The 14,906-nt window shown below is 55.4% G+C and carries 10 protein-coding genes; 4 read left to right on the forward strand and 6 right to left on the reverse strand.

Annotated features, from left to right (window positions below):
* Positions 1-94 precede the first annotated feature (94 nt).
* Complete coding sequence (gene speE / locus SPG90_RS15830) at positions 95-964, forward strand: polyamine aminopropyltransferase (RefSeq protein ID WP_023310424.1); 870 nt, start codon at positions 95-97, stop codon at positions 962-964.
* The gene (speD, locus tag SPG90_RS15835; RefSeq protein ID WP_008501953.1) at positions 965-1,759 is read left to right on the forward strand and encodes an adenosylmethionine decarboxylase; all 795 of its coding nucleotides are present in this window, start codon (positions 965-967) and stop codon (positions 1,757-1,759) included. It abuts the gene before it with no gap.
* Positions 1,760-1,790: 31 nt separating this feature from the next.
* On the opposite strand, the gene yacL is transcribed toward speD, so the two are convergent.
* Both yacL and acnB read right to left on the reverse strand, forming a co-directional pair.
* The gene (gene yacL / locus SPG90_RS15840) at positions 1,791-2,153 is read right to left on the reverse strand and encodes a protein YacL (protein ID WP_023310423.1); all 363 of its coding nucleotides are present in this window, start codon (positions 2,151-2,153) and stop codon (positions 1,791-1,793) included.
* Between the two features lie 190 nt (positions 2,154-2,343).
* Positions 2,344-4,941 (reverse strand): bifunctional aconitate hydratase 2/2-methylisocitrate dehydratase, encoded by a 2,598-nt coding sequence (gene acnB, locus SPG90_RS15845; protein ID WP_045355163.1) that lies wholly within the window; start codon positions 4,939-4,941, stop codon positions 2,344-2,346.
* Positions 4,942-5,340: 399 nt separating this feature from the next.
* On the opposite strand from acnB, the gene SPG90_RS15850 reads away from it, so the two are divergent.
* Together SPG90_RS15850 and SPG90_RS15855 are read left to right on the forward strand one after the other, a co-directional pair.
* A complete protein-coding gene (locus tag SPG90_RS15850) occupies positions 5,341-6,894 on the forward strand; it encodes a DUF3300 domain-containing protein (protein ID WP_248201655.1) in 1,554 nt (517 codons plus the stop codon).
* A gap of 10 nt (positions 6,895-6,904) precedes the next feature.
* Positions 6,905-7,696 carry a DUF2950 family protein gene (locus tag SPG90_RS15855; RefSeq protein WP_252041089.1) on the forward strand — a complete coding sequence of 264 codons (792 nt, stop codon included), beginning with the start codon at positions 6,905-6,907 and terminating at the stop codon, positions 7,694-7,696.
* Between the two features lie 52 nt (positions 7,697-7,748).
* On the opposite strand, the gene lpdA is transcribed toward SPG90_RS15855, so the two are convergent.
* The 4 genes from lpdA to pdhR all read right to left on the reverse strand — a co-directional run bounded on the left by lpdA (position 7,749) and on the right by pdhR (position 14,810).
* Positions 7,749-9,173 carry a dihydrolipoyl dehydrogenase gene (lpdA, locus tag SPG90_RS15860; protein WP_003856313.1) on the reverse strand — a complete coding sequence of 475 codons (1,425 nt, stop codon included), beginning with the start codon at positions 9,171-9,173 and terminating at the stop codon, positions 7,749-7,751.
* Between the two features lie 175 nt (positions 9,174-9,348).
* The gene (gene aceF / locus SPG90_RS15865) at positions 9,349-11,244 is read right to left on the reverse strand and encodes a pyruvate dehydrogenase complex dihydrolipoyllysine-residue acetyltransferase (protein WP_023310419.1); all 1,896 of its coding nucleotides are present in this window, start codon (positions 11,242-11,244) and stop codon (positions 9,349-9,351) included.
* A 14-nt stretch (positions 11,245-11,258) separates the two neighbouring features.
* A complete protein-coding gene (aceE, locus tag SPG90_RS15870) occupies positions 11,259-13,922 on the reverse strand; it encodes a pyruvate dehydrogenase (acetyl-transferring), homodimeric type (protein WP_322408229.1) in 2,664 nt (887 codons plus the stop codon).
* A 123-nt stretch (positions 13,923-14,045) separates the two neighbouring features.
* Positions 14,046-14,810 carry a pyruvate dehydrogenase complex transcriptional repressor PdhR gene (pdhR, locus tag SPG90_RS15875; RefSeq protein ID WP_008501960.1) on the reverse strand — a complete coding sequence of 255 codons (765 nt, stop codon included), beginning with the start codon at positions 14,808-14,810 and terminating at the stop codon, positions 14,046-14,048.
* Positions 14,811-14,906: the final 96 nt, after the last annotated feature.

Consider the following 14,906-nt stretch of genomic DNA (forward strand, 5'->3'; position numbering starts at 1 on the left):
AACCTATAGCCGTGCAACCACGGTTATAGTTAGCTATCATGTTTCGCTCATTTTTTATGAGCGTAACGGATGTTAACAAAGGAGGAGTCCGCGTATGGCCGACCACACGTTGTGGCATGAAACACTGCATGACCAGTTTGGTCAGTACTTTGCCGTTGATAACGTGCTCTATCATGAGAAAACCGATCACCAGGATCTCATTATCTTCGAAAACGCCGCCTTTGGCCGCGTGATGGCGCTGGACGGCGTGGTGCAAACCACCGAGCGCGACGAGTTTATCTATCACGAAATGATGACCCACGTTCCGCTGCTGGCGCACGGACATGCGAAGCATGTCCTGATTATCGGCGGCGGCGACGGCGCAATGCTGCGTGAAGTGTCCCGCCATCGTTCCATTGAAACCATCACCATGGTGGAAATCGATGCGGGCGTCGTCTCTTTCTGCCGCCAGTACCTGCCCAACCACAATGCCGGTAGCTATGACGATCCGCGCTTTAGCCTGGTGATTGACGACGGCGTTAACTTTGTTAACCAGACCTCGCAGACCTTTGACGTTATTATCTCCGACTGCACCGACCCTATCGGCCCCGGCGCGTCGCTGTTTACCTCCTCCTTCTACGAAGGCTGCAAGCGCTGCCTGAACCCGGGCGGGATCTTCGTCGCACAAAATGGCGTCTGCTTCCTGCAGCAGGATGAAGCGCTCGACAGCCATCGTAAGCTAAGCACCTATTTCGATGACGTCAGCTTCTATCAGGCGGCCATTCCGACGTACTACGGCGGGATCATGACCTTTGCCTGGGCGACGGATAACGACGTATTACGCCATCTCTCCACCGAAATTATTCAGGCCCGCTTCCATCAGGCCGGTCTTCAGTGCCGATACTACAATCCGGCAATTCATACCGCAGCGTTTGCTCTGCCGCAGTACCTGCAAGACGCATTATCCACTAAGGGGGTGAGCTAATTGAAAAAGCTTAAACTGCATGGCTTTAACAACCTGACGAAAAGCCTGAGTTTTTGTATTTACGATATCTGCTATGCCAAAACAGCGGAAGAACGCGATGGTTACATCGCCTATATCGACGAACTCTACAACGCCAACCGTCTGACCGAGATCCTGTCAGAAACCTGTTCCATTATCGGCGCAAACATCCTGAACATCGCCCGACAGGATTATGAACCTCAGGGCGCCAGCGTGACCATTCTGGTCAGCGAAGAGCCGGTCGACCCGAAGCTTATCGACAAAACTGAACATCCGGGCCCGCTGCCGGAAGTGGTCGTAGCCCACCTGGATAAAAGCCATATCTGCGTGCACACCTACCCGGAGAGTCACCCGGAAGGCGGGCTGTGTACGTTCCGCGCCGATATTGAAGTCTCGACCTGCGGCGTGATTTCCCCGCTGAACGCGCTGAACTATTTAATCCACCAGCTGGAATCGGACATCGTCACCATTGATTACCGCGTGCGCGGTTTTACCCGTGACGTCAACGGCATGAAGCATTTCATCGACCACGAGATCAACTCCATCCAGAACTTTATGTCCGAGGACATGAAATCGCTGTATGACATGATGGACGTGAACGTGTATCAGGAAAACATCTTCCATACCAAGATGTTACTTAAGGAATTTGACCTTAAGCACTACATGTTCCACACGAAGCCGGAAGATTTGAGCGAAGAAGAGCGTAAGGCGATTACTGACCTGCTCTGGAAAGAGATGCGCGAGATTTACTACGGCCGCAATATTCCGGCCGTGTAAGAGCAAGCCGGAGCAGGGATGCTCCGGTCTTTTATTTCTGTTTCATAAAGTCGCGGTAGGCATTTACCACCTGAAGGAAATCCTCTACGCCGCACATCGACAGGCTCTCTTCGTCGTAGTAGCTCATCCCCTCTTCCATCTCATCACCTGAAAACTCGAGCTGGTTGGCACGCACCATGACCTCTTCACCGTCCATCCACAGCGTATATTCATGCCCGGCGCGCTGCCAGGATCGTTCACTGCCTTTCACCGTATTTGCCGCCTGTTCAACTTCATCAAGAAGTGCGAGATTTTCTTTCACCTCTTCGTTAAACCAGTGTCCAACGGCTTCGTGGCCCATCGACATACGCACTTTCACCACTCCGGTGATGTCGCGCAGAAATTCGTAATCCATAGTGTTTTCCTCTGCAAAGCCATTACGGTAATTATCGCAGCAGCGAGGAAGAAAAAAAGCGGGAGAGGTGGGAGGAATGAAAATAAAAAGGTGAGAGCAAGACCCTGCGGCCTGATGCCCTCACCCCGTCCCTCTCCCACGGGAGAGGGTGCAAATACTCAAAACCGTCTCGTAGAGACGGTTTTGCTGTTTATACCGCCGTCTGGAAGATAACCCCGTCGGCCTTCTCGGTGTACTGAGAAAGCTGGTCGAAGTTCAGATAGCGATAGGTATCTACCGCCGTCTTATCCACCTGAGCCACAAAGGTCTGGTACTCTTCCGGCGTTGGCAGTTTGCCAATCAGCGCCGCAACCGCCGCCAGCTCCGCAGAGGCCAGGAAGACGTTCGCACCGGTACCTAAACGGTTCGGGAAGTTACGGGTAGAGGTGGAAACCACCGTCGCACCGTCGGCTACGCGCGCCTGGTTGCCCATACACAGGGAACAGCCAGGGATTTCGATACGCGCACCGCTCTTACCAAACACGCTGTAGTAGCCCTCTTCGGTCAGCTGAGCCGCGTCCATACGCGTTGGCGGCGCCACCCACAGACGGGTTGGCAGCTGGCCTTTGTGGGTATCCAGCAGCTTACCGGCAGCACGGAAGTGACCGATGTTGGTCATACAGGATCCGATGAACACTTCGTCGATCTTCTCGCCCTGAACCTCAGACAGCGGACGCGCGTCGTCAGGATCGTTCGGTGCACACAGGATTGGCTCTTTGATATCCGCCAGATCGATGTCGATCACCGCCGCGTACTCTGCGTCAGCATCGGCTTCCAGCAGCTGCGGATCGGCCAGCCATTTCTCCATGCCCTGGATACGACGCTCCAGCGTACGACGGTCGCCGTAGCCTTCTGCAATCATCCACTTCAGCAGCACGATGTTAGAGTTCAGATACTCAATAATCGGCTCTTTGTTCAGCTTGATGGTACAGCCCGCCGCAGAACGCTCGGCGGAAGCATCGGTCAGCTCGAACGCCTGCTCCACTTTCAGATCCGGCAGACCTTCAATTTCCAGAATGCGGCCAGAGAAGATGTTTTTCTTCCCTTTCTTCTCAACGGTCAGCAGGCCCTGTTTAATCGCATACAGCGGGATCGCGTGAACCAGGTCGCGCAGGGTGATACCCGGCTGCATTTTACCTTTGAAGCGCACCAGCACCGATTCCGGCATATCCAGCGGCATCACGCCCGTCGCAGCAGCAAACGCCACCAGACCGGAGCCCGCCGGGAAGGAGATACCGATTGGGAAACGGGTATGGGAGTCACCGCCGGTACCGACGGTATCCGGCAGCAGCATGCGGTTCAGCCAGGAGTGGATGACGCCGTCACCCGGACGCAGGGAAACGCCGCCGCGGTTCATGATGAAGTCTGGCAGCGTGTGGTGCGTGGTCACGTCAACCGGCTTCGGATAGGCCGCCGTGTGGCAGAAGGACTGCATCACCAGGTCAGAAGAGAAGCCCAGGCACGCCAGGTCTTTCAGTTCATCGCGGGTCATTGGGCCAGTGGTATCCTGAGAGCCCACGGAGGTCATCTTAGGCTCGCAGTACGCGCCCGGACGAATACCAGCAACGCCGCACGCGCGGCCCACCATTTTCTGTGCCAGAGAATAACCGCGGTTGCTTTCAGCAACGTCTTTCGCCTGACGGAAAACGTCAGAGTGCGGCAGACCCAGCGCTTCGCGCGCTTTGGTAGTCAGGCCACGACCAATGATCAGCGGGATACGGCCACCGGCGCGCACTTCGTCGATCAGCACGTCGGTTTTCAGCTCAAAGCTTGCCAGCAGCTCGTTGGTCTCGTGGTTGCGCACTTCGCCTTTGTACGGGTAAACGTCAATCACGTCGCCCATGTTCAGGTTAGAAACATCCACTTCGATCGGCAGTGCGCCCGCATCTTCCATGGTGTTGAAGAAGATTGGCGCAATTTTGCCGCCGAGGCACAGGCCGCCGCCGCGCTTGTTTGGCACATGCGGAATGTCGTCGCCCATGAACCACAGCACGGAGTTGGTTGCGGACTTACGGGAAGAACCGGTACCCACAACGTCACCCACATAGGCCAGCGGGAATCCTTTTTTCTGCAGGGCTTCGATCTGTTTGATCGGGCCAACGCTGCCCGGCTGATCCGGCTCAATACCTTCACGGGCGTTTTTCAGCATCGCCAGGGCGTGCAGAGGGATATCCGGGCGAGACCACGCGTCCGGTGCCGGAGAGAGGTCATCGGTGTTGGTTTCACCGGTCACTTTAAAGACGGTAACGGTGATTTTTTCAGCCAGCGCTGGGCGGTTCAGGAACCATTCGGCATCAGCCCAGGACTGCATCACCTGCTTCGCATAGACGTTGCCCGCTTTGGCTTTTTCTTCTACGTCGTAGAAGTTATCGAACATCAGCAGCGTGGAAGAGAGCGCTTTAGCGGCAATCGGTGCCAGCTTGTCGTTATCCAGCGCGTCAATCAGCGGATGAATGTTGTAACCACCCTGCATGGTGCCGAGCAGTTCAATGGCTTTTTCAGGAGTAACCAGTGGGGAGGTGGCTTCGCCTTTGGCGATAGCAGCAAGGAATCCGGCTTTTACGTAGGCAGCTTCATCTACGCCAGGCGGTACGCGGTTGATCAGCAGATCTAACAGGAATTCTTCTTCGCCCTTAGGCGGGTTCTTCAGCAGCTCGACGAGCGCGGCCATTTGGGTTGCATCTAAAGGTTTGGGTACAATTCCCTCGGCGGCACGTTCTGCTACGTGCTTACGGTATTCTTCTAGCACGACGGTTCTCCTCGCTCTCATTGTCATATGCGGCGGGCGTTCTCTTCACGCTCCTGTGAGACAGCAGTTTGTAGGGTAAATGCCCGATACCGCGTCGGGCAGCATAGCAGGATTTCTGCACAGTGTTAATCCGTTTACAAAAAAGCAACATTAAAAAATTTGCTGAATCGTTAAGCATGGTGTAGCGGGGATTCAGGGCATCTTTTTGCGGTATCTTCTGCACCGTGACGCTTCAGTTTTTTCTTCATCAGATATAATTGTGTAATAAATACTCACACTCTTTATCCGGACGTCCCGGACGCTTCCCAATAAAAGTCAAAACAGTAAAAGACGGGTGAATAATACTCACGCCAACCGTAACGCCTCACGGCACAACGCTTGTCTCGTTGGAGTCATTTTATGAAGTTGCCCTTTAAGCCACATCTGCTCGTCCTTGTGTGCAGTGCCGGGCTGTTTGCCGCCTCGGGCGTCATGTTTGTCAAAGGCCGCGCCACGGAGCCCGCTGCGCCAGCCGCCGTCACACAACAACCGGCTCCACCGGCAGCGCCTGCCGCAGCCCAGTCCGCCCCTGCTGTCGCGCCAGCCTACACTGCCGCGCAAATCGATCAGTGGGTCGCCCCTGTTGCGCTCTACCCCGATGCCCTGCTCTCACAAATCCTGATGGCCTCGACCTATCCGGCCAACGTGATCCAGGCGGCGCAGTGGTCGAAAGACAATCCTAAAATGGAAGGGGACGCGGCGATTCAGGCCGTTGCCAGCCAGCCCTGGGATCCCAGCGTAAAATCGCTGGTCGCGTTTCCTCAGCTTATGTCCCTGATGGGTGAAAACCCGCCGTGGGTACAAAATCTGGGTGATGCATTTCTCGCGCAGCCGAAGGACGTGATGGATTCCGTTCAGCGCCTGCGCGCGCTGGCACAGAAGGCCGGCGCGTTACAATCCACGCCTCAGCAGACGGTCACCACCGTAACAAAACCAGCGCCAGCGAAAACCAGCACCGCCGAAACCACGACCACGACGACGTCCGCGCCTACGGTAATCAAAATTGAATCTGCCGACCCGCAGGTTGTTTACGTCCCGACCTATAACCCCAATACGGTTTACGGGACCTGGCCAAACGCCGCCTATCCGCCCACCTATCTCCCGCCCACGCCCGGGGAGCAGTTTGGCAACAGCTTCGTAAACGGTTTAGGCTTCAGCCTGGGCGTCGCCACAACCTATGCCATCTTCAGCAGCATCGACTGGGATGATGACGATGACTGGGATCATCACCATGACGACTGGGATAATCACGGCGGCTATAACCGCAACGGTGATAACAATATCAATATCAACGTTGAGAACTTCAATAAAATCAGCGGACAGCGCCTGACGGACGCCAACCGCACCTGGCAGCACAACCCGGCCTATCGGGAAGGCGTGCCCTATCCGACTAACCAGCTCAACACTCGCTTCCACGCCACCAACGCGGCGACAGGGCTCAGCTCAACGCAGCAAAAACCGGTTAATCGCGATAGCCAGCGTCAGGCCGCGCTGAGCCAGATGGAGAAATCCACGGGCAAAACCTTCCCCCAAACGGCGCGCACCGGAACGAAAGACGTGCAGCGTCAGGCCTCAGGCGAACAGCTGAAGCAGATTTCGCAGCGCAATAACTACCGCGGCTACGACACCAAACCGCAGACGGCGAAGCGTAGCACCGCGCAGCAGCGAGAAAACCGCCAGACCACCGCCCAGAGACAAGAGAAGCGGGCTTCGCAGCCCGCGCAGCAACGCTCTCTCCAGCAGCGAAGCAGCCAGCCCCGGGCCAATGCGCTGAGCGGTAACGACAGCCGCTCCGCAAACTGGCAGGCGCAGCAGCAGCGCGGTGCGCAAAGCAGACAGCTCGCTGCGCGCCAGCAGCAGCCACGTCAGGCGTCTGGTGGACGTGCTGAACGCCGTGAAATTCGACATCGCTAAGGGAACCGACATGAAACGTAAACTACTCAGCGGAATGGTGTTATTTATGCTTTCGGCCCCGGTGATGGCGCAGCAGTCTTTTAGCACACCCGCTCAGGCAACCGATGCGCTGACCAAAGCCATCAGTGAGCAAAACGAGAGCGCGATGACCGACCTGCTTGGAGAGAACTGGCGCGATTTTCTGCCCCCTGAGGGCGTTGATCCGGATGCTGTCGATCGCTTCCTGCGCGACTGGAACGTCCGTCATACCACGGTTGTCGGAGGAGATAAGGCGCATCTGGTTGTCGGAGACAACGGCTGGCAGCTTCCCATCCCGGTGATCAAAACCTCTGCTGGCTGGCAGTTCGACATCAAAGAAGGGGCTGAAGAGATCCTGACCCGTGAAATCGGGCGTAACGAGCTCGCCGCCATTGAAGCCTTGCATGCCTATGTTGATGCGCAGCAAAGCTTTTTTGCGATGAACCAGAAATACGCGCAGAAGATTGTCAGCTCGAAAGGCAAAAAAGACGGTTTGTACTGGCCAGCCTCGCCCGGCGAAGCGCCCAGCCCGCTCGGCCCGGCATTTAGCCCGAAAGAGCCAGGTACCGGCTATCACGGCTATCGCTTCCGCATCCTGCCGGAGAGTAACGGTTTCGCGATGGTGGCGTGGCCGGTCAGCTACGGTCAGACGGGCGTGATGAGCTTTGTGATAAACCAGGACGACAAGGTGTATCAGTCCGATCTCGGCAGCGATTCAGAGCAGAAAGCCCGGGCGCTAGCCGCCTATAGCCCTGATAAAACCTGGCAGCCTGTGGCCCCCTGAACGCAGCGCATAAAAAAAGCGGCCATTGGCCGCTTTTTTCATCTGAAGAAACTTATTTCTTCTTCGCTTTCGCGTTTGGCAGGTCGGTGATGCTGCCTTCAAACACTTCTGCCGCCAGGCCCACGGACTCGTGCAGAGTCGGGTGAGCGTGGATGGTCAGCGCGATGTCTTCAGCGTCACAGCCCATTTCGATAGCCAGACCGATTTCACCCAGCAGCTCGCCGCCGTTGGTACCGACAATCGCACCACCGATGACGCGGTGAGTCTCTTTGTCGAAGATCAGTTTGGTCATACCATCAGCGCAGTCGGAAGCGATAGCACGGCCAGAAGCAGCCCACGGGAAGGTGGCGGTTTCGTAGCTGATGCCTTTCTCTTTCGCTTCTTTCTCAGTCAGACCGACCCATGCAACTTCTGGCTCGGTGTACGCGATAGATGGAATGACTTTCGGATCGAAGTAGTGCTTCATGCCGGCGATAACTTCAGCGGCAACGTGACCTTCGTGAACACCTTTGTGTGCCAGCATTGGCTGACCGACGATATCGCCGATAGCAAAGATGTGCGGCACGTTAGTGCGCAGCTGCTTGTCAACGCGGATAAAGCCACGGTCGTCCACTTCCACGCCAGCTTTGCCCGCGTCGAGGTTTTTACCGTTCGGCACACGGCCGATAGCCACCAGCACGGCGTCGTAACGCTGCGGTTCGGATGGGGCTTTTTTGCCTTCCATGGAAACGTAAATACCGTCTTCTTTCGCTTCAACGGCAGTCACTTTGGTTTCCAGCATCAGATTGAATTTCTTGCTGATGCGTTTGGTGAAGACTTTAACGATGTCTTTGTCGGCAGCCGGGATAACCTGGTCGAACATTTCAACCACGTCGATCTCTGAACCCAGCGCATGGTACACGGTACCCATTTCCAGACCGATGATACCGCCGCCCATGACCAGCAGACGCTTAGGAACGGTTTTCAGCTCCAGCGCATCGGTGGAATCCCACACGCGTGGATCTTCATGCGGAATGAATGGCAGTTCGATTGGGCGAGAGCCTGCCGCGATGATCGCGTTGTCGAAGTTGATCACGGTTTTGCCGTTTTCGCCTTCCACTTCCAGGGTGTTCGCACCGGTGAATTTACCCAGACCGTTTACCACTTTCACTTTACGGCCTTTGGCCATACCCGCCAGACCGCCGGTCAGCTGAGTGATAACTTTCTCTTTCCAGGTACGAATTTTGTCGATATCGGTTTTCGGCTCGCCGAAGACGATACCGTGTTCAGCCAGCGCTTTGGCTTCTTCAATAACTTTCGCTACGTGCAGCAGCGCTTTAGAAGGGATACAGCCGACGTTCAGACAAACACCGCCGAGGGTGCTGTAACGTTCTACGATGACGGTTTCCAGACCTAAATCCGCTGCACGGAATGCTGCGGAGTAACCTGCCGGGCCTGCCCCAAGTACTACGACCTGAGTTTTGATTTCTGTGCTCATCATGACCTCTTAATTTATACCCGTCGTCCACCGGGTCGTTCTATCCGCCCGCAGTTTACAAAATTGTTAACAATTTTGAAACAACAAACGGCTCACGAATTGTCGCTTTCGCCAATAACCTCACAAACACCATGAGATTATCAGAAAAAAGCCGGCCGACTGGCCGGCTTTTCGATTACATCACCAGGCGGCGAATGTCGCTCAGCATGTTGTTGATGATGGTGATGAAGCGCGCACCATCAGCACCGTCGATCACGCGGTGGTCGAAGGACAGAGAGATTGGCATCATCAGACGCGGCACGAACTCTTTGCCGTTCCACACCGGCTCCATCGCGGACTTGGACACACCGAGGATAGCCACTTCCGGCGCGTTAACAATCGGTGCGAAGTGGGTGGTACCCAGGCCGCCGATGCTGGAGATAGTGAAGCAGCCGCCCTGCATTTCGCCGGCAGTCAGCTTACCATCACGCGCTTTCTTGGAGATCACGGTCAGTTCACGGGACAGCTCAGTGATGCTCTTCTTGTTCACGTCTTTGAAGACCGGAACAACCAGACCATTTGGCGTATCAACCGCAACACCGATGTTGATGTATTTCTTCAGCGTCAGCTTCTGGCCGTCTTCGGACAGGGAGCTGTTGAAGCGCGGCATCTGCTCAAGGGCAGCAGCAACGGCTTTCATGATGAAGACTACTGGGGTGAATTTCACGTCCAGTTTGCGCTTCTCAGCTTCAGCGTTCTGCTGTTTACGGAACGCTTCCAGATCGGTGATATCGGTTTTGTCGAAGTGCGTAACGTGCGGGATCATCACCCAGTTACGGCTCAGGTTAGCACCAGAGATTTTCTGGATGCGGCCCAGCTCCACTTCTTCGATTTCGCCGAACTTGCTGAAGTCCACTTTCGGCCATGGCAGCATGCCCGGGATACCGCCACCGGCGGCTGCAGCAGGTGCAGCTTCGGCGCGTTTCACCGCGTCTTTCACGTATGTCTGAACGTCTTCGCGCAGGATACGACCCTTACGGCCGGTTCCTTTCACTTTCGCCAGGTTCACACCGAACTCGCGCGCCAGGCGACGAATCAGCGGGGTAGCGTGGACGTAAGCGTCGTTTTCAGCGAACTCAGATTTTTCTGCTTTAGCAGCAGGGGCAGCGGCTGGTTTAGCAGCCTGAGCCGGTGCAGCAGCAGGGGCTGGAGCAGCCGCGGCAGCCGGAGCTGCGGCAGGCGCAGCGCCTTCCACTTCGAAGACCATGATCAGAGAGCCGGTAGACACTTTGTCGCCGGTGCTGATCTTGATCTCTTTGACGGTACCCGCGAACGGCGCCGGCACTTCCATAGAAGCTTTGTCGCCTTCGACGGTGATCAGTGACTGTTCAGCGGCAACTTTGTCGCCCACTTTAACCATCACTTCGGTCACTTCAACTTCGTCACCGCCGATGTCCGGTACGTTAACGTCTTTCGCGCCGCCAGCAGCTGCTGGTGCAGCAGCCGGAGCCGGAGCAGCGGCCTGCGCAGGCGCGGCAGCGCCTTCTGCACCCGCCACTTCGAAGATCATGATAAGCGACCCGGTAGACACTTTGTCGCCGGTGTTGATCTTGATCTCTTTAACGGTACCCGCGAACGGAGCCGGCACTTCCATAGAGGCTTTGTCGCCTTCTACGGTGATCAGTGACTGCTCAGCCGCAACGGTGTCGCCCACTTTCACCAGAATTTCAGTGACTTCAACTTCGTCACCGCCGATGTCAGGCACGTTCACTTCTTTTGCTGCTGCGGCAGCTGCTGGAGCAGCGGCGGCCGGAGCGGCTTTCTTCTCTTCCTGCGCAGGTGCAGCAGCTGCTGCACCGTCGGCGGAATCGAAAATCATGATCAGTTTGCCAGTCTCGGTTTTATCGCCAACAGAGACTTTGATCTCTTTAACGATGCCAGCCTGAGGAGACGGGACTTCCATAGAGGCTTTGTCGCCTTCTACGGTGATCAGCGACTGTTCAGCTTCAACCTTGTCGCCTACTTTGACCAGGATCTCGGTGATTTCAACTTCATCAGCCCCGATGTCCGGTACATTGATTTCGATAGCCATTATTCTTTTACCTCTTACGCCAGACGCGGGTTAACTTTTTCTGCATCGATGTTGAATTTGGTGATTGCGTCCGCAACCACTTTCTTATCGATTTCGCCACGTTTAGCCAGTTCGCCCAGTGCTGCTACAACCACGTAAGAAGCATCAACTTCGAAGTGGTGACGCAGGTTTTCGCGGCTGTCAGAACGACCGAAGCCGTCAGTACCCAGTACGCGATAATCATCAGCTGGAACGTAAGTACGAACCTGCTCGGCGAACAGTTTCATATAGTCAGTAGACGCCACCGCTGGCGCGTCGTTCATCACCTGAGCGATGTACGGAACGCGTGGAGTTTCCAGTGGGTGCAGCATGTTCCAGCGCTCACAATCCTGGCCATCACGCGCCAGTTCAGTGAAGGAGGTCACAGAGTACACGTCGGAACCCACGCCGTAGTCTTTCGCCAGGATCTGCGCTGCTTCACGTACGTGACGCAGGATAGAACCGGAGCCCAGCAGCTGAACTTTACCTTTGCTACCTTCGATGGTTTCGAGTTTGTAGATACCTTTACGGATACCTTCCTCGGCACCTGCTGGCATTGCCGGCATGTGGTAGTTTTCGTTCAGGGTGGTGATGTAGTAGTAAATGTTCTCTTGCGCTTCACCGTACATGCGCTGCAGACCGTCATGCATGATGACTGCCACTTCGTACGCGTAAGACGGATCGTAAGAGATACAGTTAGGGATAGTCAGAGACTGAATGTGGCTGTGGCCATCTTCGTGCTGCAGACCTTCACCGTTCAGAGTCGTACGACCGGAGGTACCGCCTACCAGGAAGCCGCGAGCCTGCTGGTCGCCTGCCTGCCAGCACAGGTCACCGATACGCTGGAACCCGAACATGGAGTAGTAAATGTAGAACGGGATCATCGGCAGGTTGTTGGTGCTGTAAGAGGTCGCAGCAGCCAGCCAGGATGCGCCTGCGCCCAGCTCGTTGATACCTTCCTGCAGGATCTGACCTTTCTCGTCTTCTTTGTAGTATGCAACCTGCTCACGGTCCTGCGGGGTGTACTGCTGGCCGTTCGGGCTGTAGATACCGATCTGACGGAACAGACCTTCCATACCGAAAGTACGCGCTTCGTCGGCGATGATTGGCACCAGGCGATCTTTGATCGACTTGTTCTTCAGAATCACGTTCAGGGCACGAACGAAAGCGATAGTGGTAGAGATCTCTTTGTTCTGCTCTTCCAGCAGCTGAGAGAAGTCTTCCAGCGCTGGCAGTTCCAGCTTCTCGGTGAAGTTTGGCTGACGAGCTGGCAGGTAGCCTTTCAGCGCCTGACGACGTTCGTGCAGGTACTTGTGCTCTTCAGAACCTTCCGGGAAGGTGATGTAAGACAGGTTTTCTACCTGCTCATCGGTGACTGGAACGTTGAAACGGTCGCGGATATAACGCACGCCGTCCATGTTCATTTTCTTAACCTGGTGAGCGATGTTTTTACCTTCTGCGGTATCACCCATGCCGTAACCTTTGATGGTGTGGGCCAGGATTACAGTCGCTTTACCTTTGGTTTCGCGCGCTTTTTTCAGTGCAGCGTAGATTTTCTTCGGATCGTGACCACCGCGGTTCAGGGCCCAGATCTGCTCATCAGTCCAGTCTGCAACCAGGGCTGCGGTTTCTGGATATTTGCCGAAGAAGTGCTCACGAACGTAGGCACCGTCTTTGGATTTGAAGGTCTGGTAGTCACCGTCAACGGTTTCGTTCATCAGCTGGATCAGTTTACCGCTGGTGTCTTTACGCAGCAGTTCGTCCCAACGGGAACCCCACATCACTTTGATCACGTTCCAGCCAGCACCTGCGAAGATGCCTTCCAGTTCGTTGATGATCTTGCCGTTACCGGTTACCGGACCATCCAGACGCTGCAGGTTACAGTTGATGATGAAGCACAGGTTGTCCAGCTTCTCACGGGTTGCGATGGTGATCGCACCTTTGGATTCTGGCTCATCCATTTCGCCGTCGCCCAGGAAGGCGTATACGGTCTGCTCAGAGGTGTCCTTCAGACCACGGTGTTCCAGATACTTCAGGAATTTAGCCTGGTAGATCGCACCGATTGGGCCCAGACCCATAGATACGGTCGGGAACTGCCAGAATTCAGGCATCAGTTTAGGGTGCGGGTAAGAAGACAGACCTTTACCGTGAACTTCCTGACGGAAGTTGTTCATCTGCTCTTCAGTCAGACGACCTTCCAGGAATGCACGTGCATAGATGCCCGGAGAGATGTGGCCCTGGAAGTACACCAGATCGCCGCCGTCTTTCTCGTTCGCTGCACGGAAGAAGTGGTTGAAGCACACTTCGTAAACGGTCGCAGAAGACTGGAAGGACGCCATGTGGCCACCCAGTTCCAGGTCTTTCTTGGATGCGCGCAGAACGGTCATGATGGCGTTCCAGCGGATTGCAGAACGGATACGACGTTCCAGATCCAGATTGCCCGGGTATTCCGGTTCGTCTTCAACGGCAATCGTGTTTACGTAGTTGCTAGCCCCTGCACCTGAAGCAACCTTCACACCACCTTTGCGGGCTTCAGAAAGCAGCTGATCAATCAGATACTGAGCGCGCTCAACACCTTCTTCACGGATGACCGATTCGATCGCCTGTAGCCAGTCGCGAGTTTCGATCGGATCCACGTCATTTTGGAGACGTTCTGACATGGGGGTATTCCTTATCTATCTAATACGTTGATTTGTCTGGAACCTGTCCCATTGTATTTTCGCCAGAAAACACAATAAGACAGGTTCTGCGTTTAGTTGCCGCGCTCTAAAAGTACCTGGCGCTTAATCCTTTCGTTGCTGTATGCGGCGTAATGAACGTTCGCGACGCGATTGTTCACGGCTGCGGTCCAGCAAGATTTCCTCAATGAAAGCCAGATGTCGGTGCGACGCTTCGCGCGCCTGCTCCGGTTCCCCGGCCATTATCGCCTCGAATACTCGGGTGCGATGGTTGCTTACCAGTGGGAGCATGTCCCGACGGGCATACAACAATTCAAAATTCTGACGAACGTTCTGGGCCAGCATGGGCTCCATGCAGCGTAGCAGATGGAGGAGCACCACGTTGTGGGCCGCTTCGGTGACGGCAATTTGATACTGGACGACGGCGCTGGACTCGGCGTCTAAGTCGCCGGACTGCTGTGCCCGTTCAATGGCCTGATGCAGTTCGCGGATACGCACGCGATCTTCATCAGTGCTGCGAAGGGCGGCGTAATAGGCCGCAATACCTTCAAGCGCGTGACGGGTCTCAAGCAGGTCAAACTGGGATTCTGGGTGGTCAGAGAGAAGTTCTACCAGCGGATCGCTGAAGCTCTGCCACAGGCTGTTTTGCACAAAGGTTCCGCCGCCCTGGCGACGAAGCAGCAAGCCCTTTGCTTCGAGACGTTGAATCGCCTCACGCAGAGAGGGACGTGAAACGTCGAACTGTTTTGCCAGCTCGCGTTCTGGCGGAAGTTTCTCACCCGGGCGCAGAGTCCCTTCGAGGATTAAAAACTCCAGCTGCTGCTCAATCACATCAGATAGTTTTGGTTGGCGAATTTTGCTGTAGGCCATATTCCCTGTCTTACGCCTTTTTGCCCGGAGTCAATTGGTCTTACCAATTTCTATTTCGTATCGCTAAAGTAACAAAGTATTCACCTTCTGTCCATA

The organism is Enterobacter sp. D2 (genome assembly GCF_034427575.1).
Classification (GTDB): Bacteria; Pseudomonadota; Gammaproteobacteria; order Enterobacterales; family Enterobacteriaceae; genus Enterobacter; species Enterobacter cloacae_M.

Bases quoted from the DNA above. Each gene is read 5' to 3' on its own strand.
- speE (WP_023310424.1), top strand. From the start codon at position 95: ATGGCCGACCACACGTTGTGGCATGAAACACTGCATGACCAGTTTGGT.
- pdhR (WP_008501960.1), bottom strand. From the start codon at position 14,810: ATGGCCTACAGCAAAATTCGCCAACCAAAACTATCTGATGTGATTGAG.
- lpdA (WP_003856313.1), bottom strand. From the start codon at position 9,173: ATGAGCACAGAAATCAAAACTCAGGTCGTAGTACTTGGGGCAGGCCCG.
- SPG90_RS15855 (WP_252041089.1), top strand. From the start codon at position 6,905: ATGAAACGTAAACTACTCAGCGGAATGGTGTTATTTATGCTTTCGGCC.
- yacL (WP_023310423.1), bottom strand. From the start codon at position 2,153: ATGGATTACGAATTTCTGCGCGACATCACCGGAGTGGTGAAAGTGCGT.
- SPG90_RS15850 (WP_248201655.1), top strand. From the start codon at position 5,341: ATGAAGTTGCCCTTTAAGCCACATCTGCTCGTCCTTGTGTGCAGTGCC.
- aceE (WP_322408229.1), bottom strand. From the start codon at position 13,922: ATGTCAGAACGTCTCCAAAATGACGTGGATCCGATCGAAACTCGCGAC.
- aceF (WP_023310419.1), bottom strand. From the start codon at position 11,244: ATGGCTATCGAAATCAATGTACCGGACATCGGGGCTGATGAAGTTGAA.